This is a genomic window from Glaciecola sp. 33A (assembly GCF_002836745.1).
Lineage (GTDB): Bacteria > Pseudomonadota > Gammaproteobacteria > Enterobacterales > Alteromonadaceae > Glaciecola.
In genome coordinates this window covers 320622-344082 of sequence record NZ_PJAR01000042.1, presented here as the reverse complement: position 1 = coordinate 344082, position 23461 = coordinate 320622, and the positions used below count along the sequence as shown (strand labels likewise).

Here is a 23461-nt window from a genome sequence, read left to right as displayed (position 1 = left end):
CTATGTCACTCATAAATCAATACCAAATAAATATTTCAAAACAAGTTGAAGACGCATTATTGGAAGACCTCGGCGGGCACATATCTGTGCACAACGATATTACGGCAATGCTGATCAATGCCGACGTTAGAATGTCAGCTAAAATTATTACACGAGAGAATTGTGTTTTATGTGGTGAGGCTTGGGTAAATGAAGTTTTTGCACAAATTGATAAGGACTGTCAACTTGATTGGCGATATAAAGACGGTGATGAACTCAAGGCAAATGACACCATCTTATACATACAAGGCAACGCAAGATCGATATTAACAGCTGAGCGCACGGCCTTGAACTTTTTGCAAACTCTCAGCGGCACTGCAACAACCACCGCCACTTACGTGAAATTCCTTACAAACACCAACACCAGGCTGCTTGATACGCGTAAAACCTTACCGGGCCTACGTCAAGCACAAAAGTATGCAGTTGCATGCGCTCAGGGAATGAATCACCGAATGGGCCTGTATGACGCTTTCTTAATAAAAGAAAACCACATTAAAGCATGCGGAAGCATTAAAAATGCGGTATCCAAGGCACAGCACATGTATCCAGACTTGCCAATTGAAGTTGAAGTAGAGAACTTACAAGAGCTTGATGAGGCTATAAATTCCGGTGTCAATACCATAATGTTAGATAATTTCGATACAAAACTGATCGAAGAAGCAGTCGTTATTAATGCAGGTCGATGTAAGCTAGAAGTGTCTGGCAACATTACTTTTGACAGACTGCAAGAATTGGCCACAACAGGCGTAGATTATATATCTTCAGGCGCATTGACTAAACACGTAACAGCGATAGATTTATCCCTCATTACGATTAGTTAGCGAATATAGACATAGCCAAAATCTACCCTAGCGTATGACTGGATGTGTCGGAACAAAGACTTAAGTATGCGTCTACATACTTCACATATTTCCCTCTCCTCTTATACTCGGTCTCGAGGTTAAGGAGGTAATGTTTGTTTTACCGCACTTACCTTTTTAACTTATTTTAAATCAAATATTATGAACGCGTTGACCACGCTCGGAGAGACAAAATGAAGAACTCAGCTCAAAAAGGCTTTACATTAATCGAACTAATGATCGTTGTAGCAATCATCGGTATTCTTGCTGCAATCGCGTTACCTGCATATCAGGGCTACACTCAGAAAGCGAAATTTACAGAAGTGACGAATTCTACTGCTGCAGCAAAATCTGCTGTTGAAGTATGTGCTCAGTTATCAGCAGGTGCCACCTCGGTCACAAGATTGGAAGATTGTAACCAAAATGAAAATGGCATTCCGGCAACAGTTGATGTTGGCACCGGTACTGATGGCAGTGCTGCTTCTAAAGTAGTTGGTTTAACAACTGCTCTAGGCGTAATTACAGCAACAGCGCCTGCATCGATGGGGGTTAATGGTGCGACTTATAGACTTACGCCAACAGTTAACACTGCAACCGGCGGTATTACATGGGTTGCAGCTTGTAATCCAACAACTGTTTGTTAAGTGAAAGTTAGTATTTGAACGTACGCAAAGCCCAGGATTTATCTGGGCTTTTTGTTCTCTGACAGTAGAAGCGAGTTATTACCATGGCAAAAACAGCAGTAACATACGCGTGGACTGGCATGTCAAAAACTGGCAGATCTGGTAAAGGCGAAATCACAGCAGGTTCCTTGCAAGAAGCAAAAAACTTATTGCGACGCCAAGGTGTCTCTGCAACCAAAGTAAAAAAACTAGCAAAACCGCTTTTTAGGCGCAAAGATAAAGTCAATGCACAAGATATTTCAGTGCTGTCTAGACAACTGGCAACGATGCTGGGTGCAGGTGTTACCCTTATTCAAAGCTTAGAAATGATTGGCGCTGGGCATTCAAAATCGTCGATGCGCGAGTTGTTAGGTGACATAACCAGTGAAGTAAAATCAGGTAATCCACTTTCTTATGCCTTACGTAAACACCCCGACAAATTTGATGATCTTTACTGCGATCTTGTTGCAACAGGTGAACAAACAGGTGCACTAGAAACTATTTATGATCGTATCGCTTTGTATAAAGAAAAAGCCGAAGCGTTAAAATCGAAAATCAAAAAAGCCATGTTTTATCCAATCGCAGTGCTAGTCGTTGCTTTTGTTGTTACCACCATCCTCTTAATATTTGTGGTACCTCAGTTTGAAGAGATCTTTGCTGGCTTTGGCGCCGAATTACCTGTTTTTACCCAGTTTGTCATTGGCTTGTCTAATGGAATGCGAAACTACGGCCCCTTTATTGCGGTGGGACTATTTATTGCTGCTGTGGTGTTTAAGAAAGTACATACAAAATCCATTGCACTGCGAGACAGTGTTGACAAGAAAATTTTAAAAATACCAATTATTGGCGATATATTAAAGAAAGCGGCTGTCGCTCGTTTTGCCCGAACCCTGTCCACCACCTTTGCAGCCGGTGTACCTTTAATTAGCGCTCTTGATTCTGCAGCCGGCGCGTCTGGTAATGCCGTATTTCGAAACGCCATATTATTTGTGAAAAAAGAGGTGGCCGGCGGTCTACAAATGAACGTTGCCATGCGCGCTACCAATATTTTCCCATCAATGGTGACACAAATGATCGCGATTGGTGAAGAATCAGGCTCTGTTGACAGCATGCTCGAAAAAGTAGCCACTATTTACGAAGCTGAAGTTGACGATATGGTTGACGGCTTAACCAGCTTACTTGAGCCCATGATCATGTCCGTATTGGGTGTGGTTATCGGTGGCTTAATTGTAGCCATGTACCTACCTATTTTTGAAATGGGTAACGTGGTGTAACAACGATACTGTTATGCGAAAGCCAGCGTGATGCTGGCTTTTTACTATTTGACATTCCGCACCTGAAGAGTCTTCGAAAAGACATTCTGGTGAGGGTATAGAGATTTAAATTCAACAACAGTGACAGACTAGGTCCACGATTTATGTGTCTCGTCTTTAGGGTGTAACGCTAGTGAAAATAAAAGGTAAACGCTTTTATTAAGCAAGCCGATATAATAATATAAGTGAATATCAATAGTATAAAACCGAATATCAATAGCATACTTAAAAAGGTAAAAAGCCAATCCAATGGAAAATATTGCGTTGTTTGAACTATTAGCTGCATCTCCGCTAGCATTCATTATTACTACCTTCTGTATTAGTTTATTGGTTGGCAGCTTTTTAAATGTGGTTATTTATCGATTACCCATAATGATGGAAAAAGACTGGCAGCGGGATATTGAACAATCTCAACATCCGCAAAGAGAACTGCCGCCAGCGCCTATTTTTAATTTAGTGAAACCAGACTCTACCTGTCCTAATTGCAAACATAAAATTCGAGCGTGGGAAAATATTCCGCTTATAAGCTGGCTAATGTTGGGGCGTAAATGCAGTGGCTGTGCCAATCCAATTTCAGGACGCTACCCTGCAGTCGAGTTGTTAACCGCCATAATGTCTGCGTTTGTTGCTTATCAGTTAGGTTTCGGTATGACCGGCGCTGCATTCATATTCGCGACGTGGTTGCTTGTAGCGATGACGTTTATTGACCTTGATAAAATGTTGCTGCCCGATTCACTCACCCTCTTATTGTTATGGGCAGGACTTGGCTTGAGTTGCTTTGAAAATACGATATCGCCTATCGACTCTATTATTGGCGCTATGGTCGGCTATTTAAGCTTGTGGTCTATCTATTGGGCTTTTAAATTGCTTACTGGTAAGGAAGGTATGGGCTATGGCGACTTTAAGCTACTTGCCGCGTTAGGTGCTTGGGTTGGTTGGCAACACTTACCTATTATCATATTACTGTCATCGGTTGTGGGCGCAATTGTTGGTATTACAATGATGTTTATCAATAAAAAAGACAGTAATTTGGCGATTCCATTTGGTCCCTATTTAGCTGCCGCTGGCTGGTTAACTATGCTGTATGGCGACTTCATTGCTGACTGGTATTTATCCACCTTATAAAACACACTGTACCGACACACCTACTCTTGAGCAGTTATTATTCATCTTGTCTTCAATCTTACCAAGTAAAAAGAATGGATAGAGAATGGATAGAGAATGAAGAGAGAATGAATAGAGAGCTTGAAACAAGAGCATTAGTTAAGAACGTGCATAAAGAGCGTGGATTGGTTAACCTACTATTACATCTATAGCGAGAATGATAAATGAGCGAATTGGTAATAGGACTCACTGGTGGCATTGCGTCAGGTAAAACCACGGTCAGCGATCAGTTTGCTAGTTTCGGTATCGACATTATTGATGCCGATGTCATTGCTCGAGATGTTGTTGCCAAAGATACGCCCGGATTTATGGCGATTGTCAAGCAGTTCGGCGAAGACATCCTAACATCCAATTTAGACCTCGACAGACAGAAACTTCGCCGTATTGTGTTCTCAGACAGCGCAAAAAAAGAATGGCTAAACGCCCTGTTACATCCTCTTATTCGCCAACAAATGGCGTTACAAACCAACAACGCCAAATCGCCTTATTGTATTTTAAGTGTTCCTTTGCTGGTAGAGAACAAACTCAACAATATGGTTGACCGCACACTCGTAGTTGATATTGATGAGGCAACTCAACTTAAACGGGCAATCGCTAGAGATAAGAGTGAGCAAGTCATAATTGAGAGTATAATAGCATCGCAAGCGTCTCGCACAGACAGGTTAGCGGCAGCCGATGACGTTATATTGAACCACAGAGACCTCGATTGGCTGAATACACAAGTAAAGGATTTACATCAAATCTACCTAAACATTTTGAACAAAACCCTGTAAGCTGTGTCAAACCCAGAATGCCAACAACTAGGAGAGCTAAATGCCCGTCGCAGTCTACGAATTTCCACTTTGCGAAAAAGTGCGAAACTATTTGCGATTAGAACAGCTTTTCAAACAACTGGATCACGCTGCAACTTTCGATAATGAGTTTGAAAGCTTGCATTTTTTCGATGTTTTTTTCACTCTGTTAGACCTACTTGAGCGTTTGGATGTGCGTACTGACTTTATTCGTGATATCGATGTACATGAAAAGAATCTAGTACATTGGTCAAGTCATCCAAACATCGATACTGGGGCCCTTGAGGTCGCTCTTAAAAAGCTACATAGTTTATTATCAGAGCTCAAGCGCACCAATAAACTGGGTTCAAATTTAAAAGATGACCGTTTCCTCAGCAGTATTCGACAGCGTTTTTCGATCCCTGGCGGTGCAACCAGCTTTGATTTACCGCATTTATTTTGTTGGCTTAAACAAAGTAAAGACGTGCGTAACGCGGACATTGCCGCGTGGGAAAAACATTTAATAATAGTGCGTGAGAATATTACACTGCTTATGCAGTACCTGCGCGAACGCGGGCGCTATGCAGAAGTTGCCGCTACCAATGGGTTTTATCAAGGTATAGTCACTGATAAAGTTGATCTTATTCGTGTGCGTTGCTCTAACAGTCAGGGCTACTTCCCGGTATTAAGTGGCAATAAATATCGATATGGTATTCGATTCATGCAACTGGTTCCTGACCAAGGGTCAGCCGGCGGCGTGAAAAGCGATATTAAATTTGAAATTGCGTGTTGTTAGCATATCCTCAACATTTCAACCAAATAGTTAGATAATAATATGAAAGTAAACTGTCCTACCTGTAAAAAAGAAGTTCAATGGTCAACTCAAAACGAGTTTCGACCGTTTTGTACCAAGCGTTGTCAATTAATCGATTTAGGCCAATGGGCTAACGAAGAAAACGCCATCCCTTCAGGTGCAAATAAAGATGCTGAAACCTCTGTACCCGATATGAATATCGATATAGAAGATATAGAGGAAATGCTTGCGCAACAAGAACAAGACTTTTTTAATAACTGACGCGTTAATTTTGTTTGTTACGTTTGTTCCAACTCGTGTTCTTACCCAACAAAACGGCTTCTTTAGTCTAATCATTTATCAAGGTAAATCAGTCAATGTCAGAACATGCTGTAATAAAAAAAATCTTAATTACCGCGGGTACACATGGTAATGAAATGTCGGGTATCGAATACCTAAGAAACCTACAAAGTAATGCGCAAATACACGCTCAGTTAGTGGCGCAAACTACTGATATTGATATCGAGTTGGCAATCGTAAACACACTTGCTGTTGCAAAACGAGCCCGTTTTGTTGAGGAAGATCTGAATCGACAATTTAGCCGAGAAAAGCTGAGCGTATTGACTGGTGACAATTTGGAGCATCAACTGGCCATTGAGTTTAACCTCACCTTTGGCCCAAAGTATGAACCGACCAGAGACCTTGTTATTGATATTCACAATACCACCAGCAATATGGGGCCAACCTTAATCATTTTACAATCTGATGAGTTTCATCAGCAAATGGCTCGATATGTGAAAGCCAATATGCCAGACGCAATTATTCTTATTGAAGACCATATTCCCTATAAACAGCACCCCTATTTATGCACCATTGGCAAAGCCGGTATTATGATTGAAGTTGGCCCACAACCGCAGAATGTGCTTAGGCCTGCAGCCTATTTGCAAACTGAGGAAATGACAAAACTGGTGATCACTTTTTGTGACCTTTGGAACAAGCAGACACTCGGTGAATTAGACGTTGTCGAGGCTTTTCGCTTAACTGAAGAAGTTTATTTTCCACTATGTTCGGCAGGAAAAAAGTTGGCAATGATACACCCCAGTCTGCAAAACAATGATTTTACGGTCTTAAATAGTGGCGAACCTACCTTTTTAACGTTTGCAGGGAGGACGCTAGGCTGGGAAGGCGAGGACAAGGTCTATCCTCACTTTATTGGTGAATCAGCCTATTATCACCTCAATATTGCCTTCGCACTATCAACAAAAACGCTTATTTGAGCTTGAGGAACTATTCCGTGATTTTGGGTAGTGGTGTGTCATTAGCACTAAATAGAATATTCAATACATTGACTACCTTGGCTTCAATATTATCTTTGGTAATTGGAAAACCAAACAGTGCTTTAGTGTAAGTTAACCCGGAAATAGAGGATAAAACCATATCAGCAATATCCTCAGGTGGTTGCGCCGTTTTCAAATACTGCTGCTTTTGCCCATTCTTTATCAGGCGCACGAGTTCTTGTATAGCGGGTAAATAACATCGCTTGTAATGCTCTTGCGACATTTCTTTATTCGACAATGCCTGACTAATCATCAACTGATCAAAGCGCACAATTTGCGGGTCAAAAATAATATTAACGACGTTCACGCAAAATGATTGCAGCATGTTTTGATAATCTACTTGGCTGTGTACTTCCACTTTTGAAGGCTCGTAAATCCTAGCAACCTCTTGTGTTACGACCGCTTCTAACAACACTTCTTTATTCTCGAAATACTTATATAAGGTCATTTTTGAGGTTTTTGCTGCTTTAGCTAACATATCAGTGGTTACCGCTGGCACTCCAAATTCAAAGAATAGGCTTCTCGCAGCCGCTAAAATTCGGCATTCAGCGTCTTTACGACTCATATTTATGGCTCATATTTAAAACTCTCTTCATTATATTACAGATTTTCAAGTACACGTTCCTACCTTTATTAGTGCCGCGTAAGCGCTTCAGCTGCGGATTATTAAATTTCCGTCATGTTACTTTTGTATACTGACAAATGCAAAACCTTATGGTACTGTACTGTACAGTACTAATAATCAATATCAACAATTTATTTAAATTGCTTGTACATGCTAGGTTTAGAGCAGACTCAACAATGAAATAGAGTACGTAATAAACCCGATATATGATTAGCAGTTAATTGATATTAAAAGATAAAACAGCCGCTTTAGTTAAAGGAAAGATAATGCGTTTTACACAAATCGCCACACTAGTAGTCACTGCAATTTTTATATTGAGTGCTTGCTCAGGATCTGAAAAGAATATGCAGCAAAGCAGCACGACTAAAAGTGAGCTGCCTAAAAAAGTCTGGACGACTAAGCTATTAACCGCATCAGATGTCGTAAAAAGACACCTAACTGGTACCCTTCAAGCTGCAGACGCTGTATCGATTTCATTTGAAGTAACCGGTGTTATTTCTGCAATGTATGTCGATCTGGGCCAATCTTTCAACAAAGGTGACGTGCTCGCTGAATTAGATAAAGCAGTGTATGTGCTGGCAGTTCAGCAAAACAAGAGCGCTTTAGGTGAAGCCACCGCAGCATTAGTTGATGCCAAGCAAACATTTGAAAGAAACAAAACACTCAGGCGACAAGGCCTGGTATCACAAGCCGCATTCGACAATGCTCTCGCTAACTTTGATATTGCCAAGCAGCGCACCGAGGTGGCGAAAAGTTCGTTGGCCATAGCAACTGAGAACTTGTCAGACACAATCCTCGTGGCACCTTACTCAGGACGCGTATCAGCCCGTTTTGTAGAACCTTCGCAGCAAGTGAGTCTTGGCGCTCCGGTAATTAGCATTCAAGGCAATGCAAACTTGGAGGTCAACGCAGCAATACCTGAAGGCTGGATCAGTAAGGTTTCACTTTTTGACCAAGTAAGTGTGATTGTGCCATCCCTTAGTGCATCGACAACTTACCCTGCAACGCTCACCGAAATTGGCGCGCAAGCGTCTATTGCAAATGCGTTTCCGATTACCATTACATTAAATGACAACCACACTGGTTTCTATCCAGGTATGTCGGCTGAAATTATCTTGTCGGTCAGCAGTTTGTTCACAACTGACGAATATTATGAAGTCCCTTTCAGCGCATTCACCACCGACAAGTCCGGCCCCTATCTATACTTCGTCGCAATCCAAACAACAAAATTAACTAACACCGACACACCTGTCTACACCAAAAGCGTGAACAACGAGCTGAATGCGATAACTAACAAGGAAACTAACAAGGACACACCTGTCTACACCAAAAGTGTGAACAACGAGCTGAATGCGATAGCAAAGAAGTACTATATTGAAATTGTTGAATTGAAACCCCAAACCGCGATTATTAAATTCAAGCAGCAACCCGATATAGCCCTTCTTACTGAATTGCGAATAGTGAAAACTGGCCTCGACTTTTTACGACCCGAACAAGCTATTTCGGCAGTTGAGACCTCAACCCAAATATATAACCAATAGAAGTAATGAAAATGAATTTATCTGATATTGGTTTAACCTATAACCGTTTAGTGATGACTGCGGTATTGTCATTGATGTTGTTTGGTGGTTTTAGCTACTTTTCATTGCCGGCGCAAGAAGACCCTTCAATTAAAGTTCGCGAAGCGGTTATCACCACCCATTTTCCCGGTATGCCGGCTGAAAAAATAGAACTCCTGATCACTAAAACAGTTGAAGAAGGGGTTCGCAATGTCGATGAGGTTGAAGAAATTCGTTCAATTTCCATGCACGGCACATCTGTTGTTTATGTTGACTTATACGATCGCTATTACGACCTTGACCAAATTTGGGATAAAGTCCGAAATGAATTAGAGAAAGTAAAAAGCCAATTCCCTGAAGGAACACTCCCCCATTTTATCAATGATAACTTTGGTGATGTTGCGATATTGACGGTTGCTCTGCAGGCCGATGAAGGTATTTTAATGGGCGATATGTACGACATGGCGCAACACGCTCGGGACATGATGTACACGGTTGAAGGCACACAATCAGTTAGCATTTTAGGAGCACAGCAAGAAAATATTGTAATTGAGGTTTCTGACGTTAAAACCGCGCAACTCGGTGTGTCCCCATCACAGTTAATTGAGATATTGCAGCAACAAAACGTGATCCGGTCTGGGGGTACAATTAATTTAAACGGCAAGAGCTTTAATATTGTTCCTAGCGGCGACTTCACGAGCATTGAATCAATCAAAGAGGTTATTTTTACCCTGCCCAATACGAATAACTCAATACGCTTAGAGGATATCGCAACGGTATACCGAAGTGTTCAAACACCTGCATCTCAAACTGCCTATTTCAATGGTGAGCGCGCAATTGTATTGGCTATATCTAAAAACGATCGCTTCAGTGTGACTGAATATACACCTCGCTTAGAAGATATGTTGCGTACCTTAGAACAACAAATGCCTGCCGGCATTAGCCTTAAAGTGATTACTCGACAAGCAGACCAAGTCAATGCTGCGGTTGACGGTGTATCTATAAACGTGGTCCAAACATTAGCTATTGTACTTGGCGTTGTTATCTTATTCCTTGGTTTTCGCATTGGGTTGATTGTTGGTGCGATAGTACCTGCGGTTGTCTTAATTGTGCTCGCTGTGCTTAATTTCAGTGGTATGGCACTTGAACGCATGAGCTTAGCAACCCTTATAATCTCGCTTGGCTTGCTGGTCGATAATGGTATTGTAGTTGCTGAAGACTTCAAAAAGCGATTAGAAAATGGTGAGAAACGTCGTCAAATTGTGTCTGAAATAGGACGTTCATTAGCAATCCCTTTACTGACCTCCTCTGTTACAACTATGCTGGTGTTCTTGCCATTAATGTTAGCTGAGAGTGACTCTGGCGAATACACTCGTTCAGTGTCAATCGTGATCATTTATTCACTTTTCACTTCATGGTTATTATCCCTCATGGTGACACCTTATTTATGCTACTGGTTTATTACAGATGTAAAGGTAAGGAAGACGGGTATTCAAGCCAAAGTCGCCAATTTATTCAATCTTATAAACCCTGTGTATAAAGCGCTTTTGCACTTTGTGTTGAGATATAGAGCGTTTACCATGGCCGGGACCATCCTGCTTTTTATCGGCGCAGGACTTGTAATGACGACGGTTCCAGTGAAGTTCTTTCCGGATTCAGATCGTGCTCAAGTATTAGCCTATATTGATTTACCTGCAGGTTCTTCAATGCATGAGACAGAGGACGTATTGGAAATGGTATTTGACCTTCTGGACAATAAAGAGCGCTACCCCCATGTCAATAACTACGCAGCATATGGCGGTTTTGGTGGTCCGAGATTTGTATTATCACTCACGCCAATCACACCTGAATCTAGTAAAGCTTTTGTGATGCTTAACTTAACAGACCGACAATTCCAAGATGAAACCATGAGGAAGCTTCGTGAAGATTTTGCTAGTGGCTTCCCAATGATTAATGCGCGTGTCACTAAAATGTTTTTAGGTCCCTCTGATTCGAATAAAATTGATGTGCAGGTGATAGGGCCTGACAAAGGTTATATTTACAATGTGGCCATAGAAGTTGAAGCAATTTTCCGCAATTTGGAAGGTACGGTTGACATTAAAAATGACTGGGAAAATAAAATAACTCAGGTTAATGTGCAAGTCGATCAGGCCAGAGCAAAACGCGCAGGCGTTACCTCAGCAGATGTGGCTAACTCTTTAGAAACCTTTTTCTCGGGCACCGTCGTGTCTGAGTTTCGAGACGGCGATGATTTAATACCCATCATTATTCGAGGCCAAGCCCAGGATAGATATGATATTAGCCGCATATACGGTATTAATGTTTTTTCTACAGCAAGAAACGTGAATGTGCCATTAGAGCAAGTTGCTGATGTTAACCTTAGCCCCCAATACGCAAGAATTGCCCGCGAAAACTTATTCAGAACGGTTACGATTGAAGCTAAAAATTTAAACATGACGGCTGAAGATATGGTGCCCATCTTAGAGCCAGAACTTGATAAACTCAGAGCGAAACTGCCGCCTGCTCATCGTATTGAATTTGACGGAGTGGTGAAAGATTCAAAGGAATCTCAAGCATCTCTTAACGCCAATTTACCACTGTGTTTAGCCGTTGTAATGCTAGTACTAATAGCGCAGTTTAATTCGTTGCGCCGTGCCAGTATTGTTATTCTGACCGTCCCACTTATTTTAATAGGTGCTGTCATTGGCCTACTCGCCGTGCAGGCAAACTTTGGATTTATGGTTATTTTAGGTCTATATGCGTTAGCTGGGATTATTGTCAATAACGCCATTGTCTTGATCGATAGAATCGATATAGAGCGTAAGGAAAACGTGGATCAGTATGAAGCAATAGTTCAAGCCTGCCTGCGCAGATTGCGCCCTATAGTGATGTCTACCGTCACTACAATACTTGGCTTACTGCCATTAATTATCAGTAAGGACGCCTTGTTTTTCGGCATGGCAAGTGCACTGGCGTTTGGTTTGGCGATTGGCACGTTGTTAACACTCGGTGTTGTGCCTGTATTATACAGTCTGTTTTTTAATATTAAAAAAGAGCTTATTGCTAAAGAGTATTCAGAATAGCTTCAACGATAGCAACGTTAGCATCAGGAAAATCAATATCATTTAGTTCGCCTATACCCGCCCAGCGATGAATTTGACCTTCTTTACCGAAGGGTTCACCGCTGAATTTATGTATCAGCAAAACAGACAGTAAAACCCGTTTTTCGGTGTATTCATGCGCTATTTCGATGAGAGGAGAGGACGCTGTAATGCTGATGCCTATTTCTTCTTGAAGCTCTCTGTTAAGTGCCTGTTCAACACTTTCTCCTGTCTCTACTTTGCCACCTGGAAACTCCCACTTGCCGCCTTGATGCTGATGGTCAGCACGTTTACATATAAAAAAAGTACTCCCCCTGCGCACAACACCTACAGCCACGTGAACTTGTTTCATCGCTATCGCCTATTTTTTATCGCCTATTTTTGCCAAAAAAAACAGCCTTCAATGAGCATATTGAAAGGCTGTTTTGATATTAATCCAATGTCAGTAAGATTTTGCTAAGAAAATTTGTTAAGAAATTTTACCATGACATTGTTTATATTTTTTACCAGAGCCACAAGGACACGCATCATTTCGCCCTACTTTAGGACCTGAACGCTGCACAGAAGCTGGCTTTTGCGCATCAGACTGGGTGACCGATTTATGTTCAAACTTCTTCTCAACTTCGGCTGCGCGTCGTTGTTCGTCAACCGCTTCTACATCTGCCTGTTGTTGCACTTGCACACGACTTAGAATGGTGATCACATCGACTTTTAGCGTGTCCAGCATTTGCGAGAATAATTCGAAAGATTCACGTTTATATTCTTGCTTAGGGTTTTTCTGAGCGTAGCCACGCAAATGAATGCCTTGGCGTAAATGGTCCATTGCCGCTAAATGTTCTTTCCATAAGCTATCCACACTTTGCAGCATCACGGCTTTCTCGAAATTACGGATGACGTCTGCACCTACCGTTTTTTCTTTTAACTCATAGGCTTTTACGATTTCGTCGTAAATACGCTCTCTAATGGTTTCTTCAAATAACTTATCGTCATCATCAAGCCACTTTTGCACCGGTAAATCGACTGCAAAGTCGCTTTTAAGACGCTCTTCTAAACTCTTAATATCCCACATTTCATCTAACGATTGTGGTGCTATATATTGGTTAATCACTTGTGATACAACGTCTTTTCTGATGTTAGCAATCATTGAACCTATATTACCGTCATCTAATAATTCATTTCGCTGTTCATAAATAACACCGCGTTGGTCATTCGCTACGTCGTCGTATTCAAGCAATGATTTACGAATATCGAAGTTGCGGCCTTCCACTTTACGCTGTGCATTTTCAATCGCACGTGATACCCAAGGATGTTCGATTGACTCGCCCTTCTCCATGCCTAAGCGCTTCATCATATTGCCCATCTTTTCAGAGGCAAATATGCGCATCAAGGCATCATCAAGTGACAAATAGAAACGTGAGGAACCAGCATCACCTTGACGTCCAGAACGACCGCGTAGTTGATTATCAATACGACGCGACTCATGGCGTTCAGTACCAACGATATGTAAACCACCCGATGCTAACACAGCATCATGGCGCTTTTGCCACTCCGCTTTGAGATGTTCGAGTTGCTTCTCAGATGGGTTTTTAAGCTTATCGAGTTCAGCCTGTAGATTACCACCCAACACAATATCTGTTCCACGTCCTGCCATGTTGGTGGCAATGGTCACCTGCCCTGGCATGCCAGCGTTGGCTACAATATCGGCTTCATGTTCATGAAATTTAGCGTTCAGTACTTTATGAGCTATTTTTGATTTTTTCAGTATGTTTGAGAGCAATTCAGAATTTTCAATTGATACGGTACCAACCAAAGTCGGCTGACCGCGCTCAACACAGCCCTGAATGTCCTGCACGATAGCGTCGTACTTTTCTTCAGTCGTGAGATAAATTTTGTCCGCTCTATCATCACGTATCATTGGCTGATTGGTAGGGATAACGACTGTTTCTAAGCCATAAATCGATTGAAACTCAAAGGCTTCGGTATCAGCAGTACCCGTCATACCAGATAACTTATCATAAATACGGAAATAGTTTTGAAACGTGATTGAAGCCAATGTTTGGTTTTCATTTTGAATGTTAACACCTTCTTTAGCTTCAATAGCTTGGTGTAAACCTTCAGACCAACGACGTCCTTCCATTGTCCGACCTGTATGCTCGTCAACAATGATGATGTCATCGCCTTTAACGATATAATCAACGTCTTTTGAAAATAATTTGTGAGCACGTAATGCAGCGTTAACGTGGTGCAACAATGAAATATTCGCCGCTGCAAACAGGGATTCTTCTTTGCCCAATATTTCGTATTTTTGTAATAATTCTTCAACAAAAATTTGACCTGTTTCAGTCAGATGAATTTGCTTCCCTTTTTCGTCAATGGTGTAGTGACCGTCACCAATGTTATCTTCTTCATCCTCTTTTTCCTGTTCTTGTAACTCAGGAATAATAAGATTAATTTTTCTGTATGCCTCGGAACTGTCTTCGGCAGCACCTGAAATGATAAGTGGCGTTCTAGCTTCATCAATAAGGATTGAATCGACTTCATCGATAACGGCGAAATGCAAACCACGTTGAACACGATCTTGCGGGCTAAATGCCATGTTATCGCGAAGATAATCAAAGCCAAATTCGTTATTGGTACCGTAGGTAATATCAGCCACATAAGCCGCATTTTTTTCAGCAGGACTTAAACCAGGAATATTACAACCGACAGTTAACCCTAAGAATTCAAAAAGGGGTCGGCTCCAGTCAGCATCGCGTTTGGCAAGGTAATCATTGACGGTGATAACATGTACACCTTTACCTGAAATTGCGTTTAAATAAGAGGGGAGTGTTGATGTGAGCGTTTTACCTTCACCGGTGCGCATTTCGGCAATTTTACCTTGATGTAAAACCAAGCCGCCTTTCATTTGTGCATCGAAGTGGCGCATACCGAATATACGTTTACTTGCTTCTCTGACTACAGCAAAAGCTTCAGCAGCAACGGCATCCGTTGTTTCGCCTTTTTCTAGACGCTCCTTAAATATCGCTGTTTTACCTTTCAATTCATTGTCGGATAGCGCTTCGAATGCTTTTTCGTATCCGTTAACAACAACAACTGTCTTTTTTAATTTTTTTAGTAAACGGTCGTTACGACTGCCAAATACTTTTTTTAAGGTGCCTGCAAACATGCTATTTGATTTTCCAAAAATGACTAAAATAAAACGCATAACATAATAACAATTATGTGGCGAATAAACTATACGTGCTAAATGATCTTAGCACATTACTGAGCTATTATTAATGAATCAGAGGTTTTATTGGACCGGAGAAAACTGACAATCAGTTTTTTAGCGATAGATGAATGGCAGTGGATCAACCTGTTGACCGTTTTTTAGAACTTCATAGTGCACGTGAGCCCCTGTTGAACGCCCAGTGTTACCGACTAACGCGATACCTTGACCTTTAGTGACAACGTCACCAACCTCGACAGTTAACTCAGCGTTGTGACCATATCTTGTTCTTAAACCGTTTCCATGATCAATTTCAACTAAGTTTCCATATCCATATCTGCTGCCCGACCAAGTCACCACACCAGCACCTGTTGCAATGACGTCTTCACCTTCTTTGCCCGCGAAGTCAATGCCTTTATGCATAGCTGGGCGGCCTGTGAATGGGTCTTTGCGAACACCGTAATAAGATGACAACCAACCTTTACCGACTGGACGTCCTGCTAACTCACTCTGTCTCTCTATGTTGAGGCCCATCATCAGAGATTCAAGGGCTGTGAGTTGCTGAATTTTAAAATCTAAGGTCTCAGCCATTTTATTTATTTGATTTGTTAAAGAAGATTCGGAGGCATCAAACGTTTGCATTTCCTCGTTTAAGGTAAAATCTTCTTTATTAAGACCGGCATTTTCAGCCATGGTTGCTGTCAGCAACTCCATCTTATTAATTCGATTTTGCATGATAGCCACCTGATTCACAATACCACCCACTTGCTCCAGGGTATCTGTTTTCAGTTGGTCAACTAATTTGGCTTGTTGCTCTAATCCTGTTTTTATAACGTTAACACGAACATGATTTTCGTAGACAGATTCGGTAGAGCGGCTAGAAATGAGGAAGACAATTGATGCTATTACAGTTACGCTTAACAACTTACGAGCGGATATCCGCTTGACAAACCTGTGATTTTTGCCTTTGTAAAGTATCGTAAAACTCATCATTACCCTATTTTGGTTGTGCGTCTATTAAATTAACGCCGTAAAACTGACGGTAATCTAATTTTGATTTCAGTAGTCTAACCCTGTTATCGGCACAAGGATACATTTTGTAAGCACACATACTTATCCATTTAAATACCCAAAGCAACGCTAGAGTAGTCACCTCTCCACACCAGAGGATATAGTGGAACAACTAAAATGCCAAAGAAGGTTCAATGTACCGTATAGGCAAACTGTCCTCATTTTCGAACTCCACATACCGCCATGCAGTGACATCATCAAGTATGGCATTTAATAACTTATTATTTAAACCATGTCCTGTTTTATACGCAACAAATTCACCAATAAGACTGTGCCCACCTAAGTAGAGGTCACCAACCGCATCCAGTATTTTATGCTTTAAGAACTCATCACTGCAACGCAGTCCTTCTGGGTTTATCACTCGATATTCGTCAAGCGCAACTGCATTATCCATGCTTCCGCCCAAGGCCAGGTTCATAGAGTTCATAAACTCTAAGTCTTTCATAAAGCCAAAAGTTCTGGCTCGACTGACTTCATCAACGTAAGAGTCAACTGAAAAGTCTAATTCTATTTTTTGTCTACTAGCTGCGATCGCAGGATGTTCAAAATCAATTTCAAAATTAACTTTGAATCCGTCATGTGGCCTAAATTCAGCCCACTTATCGCCATCTTCAACACGCACGGTTTTGATTACTTTAATGAATTTTTTTGGCGCGTCTAGTTCCTGTATACCGGCGGTTTGCAGCAGAAAGATAAAAGGAGAGGCACTGCCATCCATGATCGGCAGCTCGTGACTATCCACTTCAACAATAATATTATCAATACCAAGACCAGACAACGCAGAGGCTAAATGCTCTACGGTATGAATTGAGTGACCATCGGCGTTTGTGATACATGTACACAACATCGTATCTCCAACAGCATTGGCCTTGGCTTGAATGTCTGCGTGCGGCGTTAAATCAACGCGACGGAAAACGATACCCGTGTTTGCAGGTGCAGGACGAAGAGTCATTGTGACTTTGCGTCCCTTGTGCAAACCGATACCGGTTTCTTTAACAGACTCTTTTATAGTACGTTGTTTTATCATTTTGTTTTATTTACCAAACCAAAAATCGGCAAATAGTGTATTACTTAACCGGTTCATTGTCAAAGAGTTATGATATTTCAAGCTTTTTTTTCAAAAAAAAGACTGTTCAGACCACTACAACTAAACGTTAATTTCATTATAGTTAATCGTGCTAATCTGCCTGTTTTCTCAAGAATGCTGGAATATCGAGATACTCTAATTCATTGCTTGGTTGAGCTTCGTCATCTAACTTAAGCGCTTGGTTACCTTCAGTACCGCCAGTGGATCTATGATCTCTGGAGCTGCTACCATAGTCTCTGCCAACTGCACTCACTCGCGCGTTGTCATTGACTAAACTAATATCAGGCTTGCGTTCTGCGCCGATACCAGTTGCAACCACAGTGACACGAACTTCATCAGTCAGTTCTGGATCGATAACGGTACCAACAACAACAGTCGCATTTTCAGAAGCAAATGCTTTTACAGCATTACCTATGATTTCGTACTCATCGATTGCAAAGTCTAACCCTGCAGTAATGTTAACTAGTATGCCACGTGCACCTGACAAGTCGATATCTTCTAGTAGAGGACAAGCAATTGCAGCTTCTGCAGCTTCTTCTGCTCTATCTTCACCCCGACCAACACCGCTTCCCATCATTGCCGTACCCATCTCTGACATAACCGTTTTCACATCAGCGAAATCGACGTTAATCAAACCTGGGCGTGTAATAAGCTCGGCGATACCTTGAACAGCGCCGCGCAATACATCATTGGCTGCAATGAACGCTTGTAGCAAAGGCGTGCCTTTACCCATCACTTTCAGTAGCTTTTCATTCGGGATCGTAATCAATGAATCAACGTGCTTGGATAGCTCGGCAATACCTTGGTTAGCAAAATCAGACCGTTTTTTGCCTTCAAATGGGAAAGGCTTGGTGACAACCGCAACGGTTAATATCCCCATTTCCTTGGCGATCCTGGCAACTTCTGGTGCTGCGCCTGTGCCTGTGCCGCCACCCATGCCGGCCGTGATAAATACCATATCAGCGCCTTCCAGCGTTTGACGGATTTTTTCACGATCTTCTTGCGCAGCCTCACGGCCCACGTTTGGATCTGCGCCAGCGCCTAGTCCTTTAGTAACCTCGCTGCCAATTTGTAATTTAATGTGAGCACTTGACGTTTTCAATACCTGCGCATCGGTATTCATGGCGATAAACTCTACGCCTTCGATCACTTGCTTAACCATATATTCGACGGCGTTACCACCGCCTCCTCCGACGCCAACTACTTTAATGACGGCTTCGTCGCTTTGACTGTCCATTAATTCGAACATTCTGCTTCTCCGGTATACTGAAACCTATTTGTTTTTTTATTTCGGTTTCATATTGTTTTAGCGCTTAAAGGCCCCCTAAAATTCGCCCTTAAACCAGCTTTGGATGCGTTTTAACACGCTTTCTTCGCCTTTCTTTGAAGACGTTCTTTTATTGTTTAGATTTTGCTTACCATACTGTAACAGACCCACTGCTGTAGCAAAACAAGCATCGTCAACATATTCAGCCAAACCCTTGACTGAATGAGGCTTTCCAACCCTTACTGGCATTTGGAATATTTCCTCTGCAAACTCTACTGCACCTTCCATTTTGGCTGTTCCGCCAGTAATGACAAGGCCTGCGGCAATTTGTTCTTCTAAACCACTGGCTTTGATTTGCTCATAAGCTAATTCAAATAGCTCTTGGTATCTTGGTTCAATCACCTCAGCCAAGGTATGACGCGACATGACTCTTGCAGGTCGACCGCCAACACTAGGTACTTCGATACTTTCTTCCATGCTTACCATGTCTTTCAGTGCACATGCATATTTGGTTTTAATGTCTTCCGCATTGCTCATCGGCGTGCGGAAGATTTTTGCAATATCGCTAGTTATTTGATTACCTGCCAACGGAATAACTGCGGTATGGCGAATAGCACCGTCAGTATAAATAACGATGTCCATCGTACCGCCACCGATATCGACCACACAGACACCCAATTCACGTTCATCATCGGTCAAAACCGCATAGCTAGAAGCCAACGCTGAAAAGATGGTTTGGTCGACGCTCAAACCACAACTTTCTACACATTTGACCAAGTTCTTAGCCATATCTTCGGCGCAGGTAATAATGTGAGCCGCCGCCTCCATTCTGACACCCGACATACCTATTGGATTTTTAATCCCTTCTTGCACATCGATAACAAATTCTTGTGGTAACACATGAAGTAATTTACGTTCAGCAGCCATCGGCACTGAGCGCGCAGCATGGATAACATTATCCACGTCGTCTTGGGTTACTTCTTGGTTATTGATAGGCACCATTCCGCTCTCGTTTTGACACTGAACGTGACGCCCTGAAATTGACATAAATACTGAAGAGACACTGCAGTCGGCCATCAATTCCATCTCATTAACCGCTTGTCTTACTGACTGAACAACGAGGTTCAAGTCATTCACACCACCCTTGTCCATACCGCGAGATTTGTGCGTGCCAACGCCAATAATACTGATACTGTCGTCGTCAAGTAATTCGCCGACAATAGCTTTGATTACGCTGGTTCCGATGTCTAAACCGACAATGAGGTCTCTTTCCGTAGCTTTAGACATGTTTCTTATCACTCATTTTAGTCATTATTTGATCTAATTTCTTGTTCTTTTTTACTATTTTTTTGCCAGCCCACTGCAAGCCCAATATCATACCGCAAATCTATGTAATTAATCGCCTTATTTTGCGCCTGTAACAGCGGAAAAACATCAATAAAATTTTGTAATCTATCGATAAACTGCTGACGCCCTATATTTAGCCGTATTCCGTTACTTAATTCGACTCTCCAAGCGAACCTTTCACTCAAAAACAACTCGTTAATTGTTAGTCCAGTTGAGCTTAATAATGACTGCATCGCGTTAAATCCGGCTAATGCTGTTTTTTCGCTGCCACCCGGCCCAAACAATTGCGGTAATTTTTTGTTAGGATCACCGCCATCAAAAATATCGCCTTTCGTATTCAATAAAAAATCATCATTCCAAATCGCAACAGGCGCCTGTTCGACTAAATAAATATGCAAGCTACTCGGCCAGCGTTTTCGCACTGATGCCCTGTACACCCAGGGCATATCCTCTAAAAGTTGATGCACTTTATTGACGTCCAATGCGAAAAAACTGCCGTTTTGCTTGTTCCGAATAAGCGTCTCCATTTGTGAGTCTACTAAAACGCTTCTTTGACCACTAAAAATGACTTTTTGAACTGGTAATTGCTGTTCGTCTTCCAGCCATCGAACGAGTTCTATTCCGGCGTAAATAAAACCCGCCATGACGAACAAAAAAAAGACAAAGCCAACAAGTCTATTTGGCTCTTGGGTTTCACCCGTCCTATCGTCATTATCAAATGGATCTGTGTCATCATCAAATGAATCGTCTGCCTTTTTAGAAGTCACTGTGCTCGGGCTGTGAACAAGTTCACCAATGCGCGCAGCGTGTTTGCGAACGTTGTGTCCTTGTGCTGTTAAATCGCCCTTTGTCACTAACTTACTCCAGACTTGACGATAGTACTTGCAATGCAAGTTGCTCAAAGCTCAGACCAGCTTGTTTGGCCGCCTTCGGCACTAAACTTGTTTCAGTCATGCCTGGTACTGTATTTGATTCCAACAGCATAAAGTCGCCAAGCTCATTCTGCATTAAATCAACTCTTCCCCAGCCCCTGCCAGAAAGACCATGAAATGCATTTAAAGAAAGCTCGCCGATATGCTTTTCGGTAGCATCATCCAAGCCACTAGGACAATAATATTCGGTTGTTTTATCGTTGTACTTGGCATCATAATCATAAAAAACATGCGGTGTTGCCATGCGAATTGAAGGTAGCGCAACACCATTTAAAATCGTAACTGTATACTCAGGACCATTAATGTATTCTTCAACTAAAACATCATCGTCATATTCAAGCGCTCGTTGCACCGCATTTTCAAGCTCTTGAGCATCGCTCACCTTGGCCATACCAATACTCGAGCCTTCACGAACAGGCTTCACCATAGCAACACCAGACAACTGCGCTAAAATATCAGCATAATCAGGTTTTACAGCTGAATTAACTCGTGCTTTTGTTACCACTTTATACCGTGCAGTCGGCAGTCCTAACGCAGACCAAATTTGTTTTGAAAAGACCTTATCCATCGCTACGGCTGAACCTAATACACCCGTTCCTGTGTAAGGAATACCCAGCAATTGCAGCGCCCCTTGCATACTGCCGTCTTCTCCGCCGCGGCCATGTAAAATAATAAATGCGCGATCAAAACCTGATAACACCAAATCCCCGATTGGATTTTCTGCAGGGTCGAATTTATGTGCGTCTATGCCTGCAGTTTGCAAGGCATTAAGTACCGCTTTACCAGACGCCAAACTCACTTTACGCTCGGCAGAATTTCCACCAAACAAAACTGCCACCTTGCCAAACGCTCTTATATCTTGTGCATTAACCGCTTGTGTATTCATGCATCGCCTGCCTTTTTCAACAATGCTGTCTTATTCAATTCAGTGCTAGCGATTAATTGCGCTATATCACCAATATTACCAGCTCCCTGTGCAAACAGAACGTCACCATCAATCATTACATCGACGAGTATTTTATACAGATTTTGCGCTGAACTCACATAAATTGGCTCTAACTTTCCACGCTGACGTATCGACCGGCACAACGATTTACTGTCAATACCTTCAATTGGTTCTTCGCTAGCGGCATAAATATCTAGCAGTAATAACACATCAACTTCTGACAATACTTCAACAAAGTCCTCGTACAAATCGCGTGTACGAGAATATCTATGCGGTTGGTAAATCATGACTACCCGCTTTTGTGGCCAATTATTGCGCGCTGCGGCAATTGTCATTTTCACTTCAGTTGGGTGGTGACCGTAATCATCGACCAGAATTGTGCTGCCGTAGTCTTGACTAAATTCCCCGAGCACTTGAAAGCGTCGACCGATACCTTGAAAGCTTTTCAAAGCGACTAAAATATCTTCATCGCTAATGCCCTCGTCTGTTGCCACCGCAATGGCCGCTGTCGCATTCAACACATTGTGAATACCAGGCAAACTGAGTGTAACTTTTAATGCAGTTTTGTCTTTACGCTTGACCGTAAAGTGGCTGAAGTTAAGCTCATAAAAAACATCAATTGCTTGATAATCACTACCATCCAATTGACCGTAAGTCAGGTATTTACGACCTACTTTTGGCAATATTTCTTGCACCACGTTGTCGTCACCACACACAACGGCTAAACCATAGAAAGGTAGGTTATGTAAAAATTCAACATACGCATTTTTCATTTTTGAAAAGTCACCTTGGTAAGCTTCAAGGTGATCCGCTTCAATATTTGTGATCACTGATAGTGTTGGCTGCAAATGCAAAAATGACGCGTCACTTTCGTCCGCTTCAGCAATAAGATACTTACTTGCACCTAATTTTGCATTTGTACCAGCGCTATTTAGCAGTCCGCCTATCACGTAGGTAGGATCCAATTTCGCTTGTGAGAATATTGTCGCAATCAAACTCGTTGTCGTGGTTTTGCCATGTGTTCCGGCGACAGCGATGCCGTAGCGAAAACGCATTAACTCTGCCAACATTTCTGCACGACGAATAATTGGGATACGCTGCTGTGTAGCAATTTGAATTTCAGGATTATTTTTATCAATTGCGCTAGACACGACTACCGCATCTACTTGTTTTATGTTGTCAGCTGAATGACCTATGAAAATATCGGCTCCTAGCTTAGTCAAGCGAGCAGTCATGCTGCTACGCCTCATATCTGAGCCAGAAACTTGATAGCCTAGGTTTAGCACAACTTCAGCAATGCCGCCCATGCCTGCACCACCGATACCAATAAAATGTAATTTTTGAACGCGACGCATTTTATGCGGCATTAATGCGCCAATGTTGTCATTCTGCTCGGCAGTC

General features: G+C 42.1%; 20 protein-coding genes. 10 read left to right on the top strand and 10 right to left on the bottom strand.

Going from position 1 to position 23461, the window contains the following annotated elements; translation table 11 throughout:
* Positions 1–2 precede the first annotated feature (2 nt).
* The 8 genes from nadC to CXF81_RS14135 all read left to right on the top strand — a co-directional run bounded on the left by nadC (position 3) and on the right by CXF81_RS14135 (position 6857).
* Positions 3–860, top strand: coding sequence for a carboxylating nicotinate-nucleotide diphosphorylase (nadC, locus tag CXF81_RS14170; RefSeq protein ID WP_101181991.1), 858 nt, complete (start codon positions 3–5; stop codon positions 858–860).
* Between the two features lie 212 nt (positions 861–1072).
* Positions 1073–1522 (top strand): prepilin-type N-terminal cleavage/methylation domain-containing protein, encoded by a 450-nt coding sequence (locus CXF81_RS14165; protein ID WP_101181990.1) that lies wholly within the window; start codon positions 1073–1075, stop codon positions 1520–1522.
* 83 nt (positions 1523–1605) lie between these two features.
* The gene (locus CXF81_RS14160) at positions 1606–2814 is read left to right on the top strand and encodes a type II secretion system F family protein (protein WP_101181989.1); all 1209 of its coding nucleotides are present in this window, start codon (positions 1606–1608) and stop codon (positions 2812–2814) included.
* Positions 2815–3102: 288 nt separating this feature from the next.
* The gene (locus CXF81_RS14155; RefSeq protein WP_101181988.1) at positions 3103–3978 is read left to right on the top strand and encodes an A24 family peptidase; all 876 of its coding nucleotides are present in this window, start codon (positions 3103–3105) and stop codon (positions 3976–3978) included.
* A gap of 203 nt (positions 3979–4181) precedes the next feature.
* Positions 4182–4790, top strand: coding sequence for a dephospho-CoA kinase (gene coaE / locus CXF81_RS14150; protein ID WP_101181987.1), 609 nt, complete (start codon positions 4182–4184; stop codon positions 4788–4790).
* Between the two features lie 40 nt (positions 4791–4830).
* Positions 4831–5583 carry a cell division protein ZapD gene (gene zapD, locus CXF81_RS14145; protein ID WP_101181986.1) on the top strand — a complete coding sequence of 251 codons (753 nt, stop codon included), beginning with the start codon at positions 4831–4833 and terminating at the stop codon, positions 5581–5583.
* Between the two features lie 39 nt (positions 5584–5622).
* Entirely contained in the window at positions 5623–5862 is a 240-nt protein-coding gene (yacG, locus tag CXF81_RS14140) for a DNA gyrase inhibitor YacG (protein ID WP_006015650.1), read from the top strand.
* 95 nt (positions 5863–5957) lie between these two features.
* On the top strand, positions 5958–6857 hold the full coding sequence (locus CXF81_RS14135) for an aspartoacylase (protein WP_101181985.1): 900 nt from the start codon (positions 5958–5960) through the stop codon (positions 6855–6857).
* Between the two features lie 10 nt (positions 6858–6867).
* Here the strand turns inward: CXF81_RS14135 and CXF81_RS14130 are convergent, their stop codons facing one another.
* Positions 6868–7482, bottom strand: coding sequence for a TetR/AcrR family transcriptional regulator (locus CXF81_RS14130; protein ID WP_101181984.1), 615 nt, complete (start codon positions 7480–7482; stop codon positions 6868–6870).
* A gap of 326 nt (positions 7483–7808) precedes the next feature.
* Between CXF81_RS14130 and CXF81_RS14125 the strand changes: the two genes are divergently transcribed.
* On the top strand, positions 7809–9083 hold the full coding sequence (locus CXF81_RS14125) for an efflux RND transporter periplasmic adaptor subunit (RefSeq protein WP_101181983.1): 1275 nt from the start codon (positions 7809–7811) through the stop codon (positions 9081–9083).
* An 11-nt stretch (positions 9084–9094) separates the two neighbouring features.
* The gene (locus CXF81_RS14120) at positions 9095–12184 is read left to right on the top strand and encodes an efflux RND transporter permease subunit (RefSeq protein ID WP_232771935.1); all 3090 of its coding nucleotides are present in this window, start codon (positions 9095–9097) and stop codon (positions 12182–12184) included.
* Here the strand turns inward: CXF81_RS14120 and mutT are convergent.
* The 9 genes from mutT to murC all read right to left on the bottom strand — a co-directional run bounded on the left by mutT (position 12165) and on the right by murC (position 23427).
* A complete protein-coding gene (gene mutT / locus CXF81_RS14115) occupies positions 12165–12554 on the bottom strand; it encodes an 8-oxo-dGTP diphosphatase MutT (RefSeq protein WP_101181981.1) in 390 nt (129 codons plus the stop codon). The genes CXF81_RS14120 and mutT overlap by 20 nt on opposite strands.
* 117 nt (positions 12555–12671) lie before the next feature.
* Positions 12672–15368, bottom strand: a complete 2697-nt coding sequence (gene secA, locus CXF81_RS14110) for a preprotein translocase subunit SecA (RefSeq protein ID WP_101181980.1) — start codon at positions 15366–15368, stop codon at positions 12672–12674.
* Positions 15369–15527: 159 nt separating this feature from the next.
* Positions 15528–16400 (bottom strand): M23 family metallopeptidase, encoded by an 873-nt coding sequence (locus tag CXF81_RS14105; RefSeq protein ID WP_101181979.1) that lies wholly within the window; start codon positions 16398–16400, stop codon positions 15528–15530.
* 193 nt (positions 16401–16593) lie between these two features.
* Positions 16594–17508: a UDP-3-O-acyl-N-acetylglucosamine deacetylase gene (gene lpxC, locus CXF81_RS14100; protein ID WP_101181978.1), complete on the bottom strand. Its 915-nt coding sequence runs from the start codon at positions 17506–17508 to the stop codon at positions 16594–16596.
* A gap of 151 nt (positions 17509–17659) precedes the next feature.
* Complete coding sequence (gene ftsZ, locus CXF81_RS14095; protein WP_101181977.1) at positions 17660–18817, bottom strand: cell division protein FtsZ; 1158 nt, start codon at positions 18815–18817, stop codon at positions 17660–17662.
* Between the two features lie 75 nt (positions 18818–18892).
* On the bottom strand, positions 18893–20122 hold the full coding sequence (gene ftsA, locus CXF81_RS14090) for a cell division protein FtsA (RefSeq protein ID WP_101181976.1): 1230 nt from the start codon (positions 20120–20122) through the stop codon (positions 18893–18895).
* 17 nt (positions 20123–20139) lie between these two features.
* Positions 20140–21036: a cell division protein FtsQ/DivIB gene (locus tag CXF81_RS14085; protein ID WP_101181975.1), complete on the bottom strand. Its 897-nt coding sequence runs from the start codon at positions 21034–21036 to the stop codon at positions 20140–20142.
* A gap of 4 nt (positions 21037–21040) precedes the next feature.
* Positions 21041–22000: a D-alanine--D-alanine ligase gene (locus CXF81_RS14080; protein WP_101181974.1), complete on the bottom strand. Its 960-nt coding sequence runs from the start codon at positions 21998–22000 to the stop codon at positions 21041–21043.
* Entirely contained in the window at positions 21997–23427 is a 1431-nt protein-coding gene (gene murC, locus CXF81_RS14075; RefSeq protein WP_101182046.1) for a UDP-N-acetylmuramate--L-alanine ligase, read from the bottom strand. Before murC ends, CXF81_RS14080 begins: the two co-directional genes overlap by 4 nt.
* Between the last annotated feature and the right edge of the window lie 34 nt (positions 23428–23461).

What these genes read in the sequence shown, in the direction of transcription:
- nadC (WP_101181991.1), top strand. Translation starts at nt 3, where the DNA reads ATGTCACTCATAAATCAATACCAAATAAATATTTCAAAACAAGTTGAA.
- CXF81_RS14165 (WP_101181990.1), top strand. Translation starts at nt 1,073, where the DNA reads ATGAAGAACTCAGCTCAAAAAGGCTTTACATTAATCGAACTAATGATC.
- CXF81_RS14160 (WP_101181989.1), top strand. Translation starts at nt 1,606, where the DNA reads ATGGCAAAAACAGCAGTAACATACGCGTGGACTGGCATGTCAAAAACT.
- CXF81_RS14155 (WP_101181988.1), top strand. Translation starts at nt 3,103, where the DNA reads ATGGAAAATATTGCGTTGTTTGAACTATTAGCTGCATCTCCGCTAGCA.
- coaE (WP_101181987.1), top strand. Translation starts at nt 4,182, where the DNA reads ATGAGCGAATTGGTAATAGGACTCACTGGTGGCATTGCGTCAGGTAAA.
- zapD (WP_101181986.1), top strand. Translation starts at nt 4,831, where the DNA reads ATGCCCGTCGCAGTCTACGAATTTCCACTTTGCGAAAAAGTGCGAAAC.
- yacG (WP_006015650.1), top strand. Translation starts at nt 5,623, where the DNA reads ATGAAAGTAAACTGTCCTACCTGTAAAAAAGAAGTTCAATGGTCAACT.
- CXF81_RS14135 (WP_101181985.1), top strand. Translation starts at nt 5,958, where the DNA reads ATGTCAGAACATGCTGTAATAAAAAAAATCTTAATTACCGCGGGTACA.
- CXF81_RS14130 (WP_101181984.1), bottom strand. Translation starts at nt 7,482, where the DNA reads ATGAGTCGTAAAGACGCTGAATGCCGAATTTTAGCGGCTGCGAGAAGC.
- CXF81_RS14125 (WP_101181983.1), top strand. Translation starts at nt 7,809, where the DNA reads ATGCGTTTTACACAAATCGCCACACTAGTAGTCACTGCAATTTTTATA.
- CXF81_RS14120 (WP_232771935.1), top strand. Translation starts at nt 9,095, where the DNA reads ATGAATTTATCTGATATTGGTTTAACCTATAACCGTTTAGTGATGACT.
- mutT (WP_101181981.1), bottom strand. Translation starts at nt 12,554, where the DNA reads ATGAAACAAGTTCACGTGGCTGTAGGTGTTGTGCGCAGGGGGAGTACT.
- secA (WP_101181980.1), bottom strand. Translation starts at nt 15,368, where the DNA reads ATGTTTGCAGGCACCTTAAAAAAAGTATTTGGCAGTCGTAACGACCGT.
- CXF81_RS14105 (WP_101181979.1), bottom strand. Translation starts at nt 16,400, where the DNA reads ATGAGTTTTACGATACTTTACAAAGGCAAAAATCACAGGTTTGTCAAG.
- lpxC (WP_101181978.1), bottom strand. Translation starts at nt 17,508, where the DNA reads ATGATAAAACAACGTACTATAAAAGAGTCTGTTAAAGAAACCGGTATC.
- ftsZ (WP_101181977.1), bottom strand. Translation starts at nt 18,817, where the DNA reads ATGTTCGAATTAATGGACAGTCAAAGCGACGAAGCCGTCATTAAAGTA.
- ftsA (WP_101181976.1), bottom strand. Translation starts at nt 20,122, where the DNA reads ATGTCTAAAGCTACGGAAAGAGACCTCATTGTCGGTTTAGACATCGGA.
- CXF81_RS14080 (WP_101181974.1), bottom strand. Translation starts at nt 22,000, where the DNA reads ATGAATACACAAGCGGTTAATGCACAAGATATAAGAGCGTTTGGCAAG.
- murC (WP_101182046.1), bottom strand. Translation starts at nt 23,427, where the DNA reads ATGCCGCATAAAATGCGTCGCGTTCAAAAATTACATTTTATTGGTATC.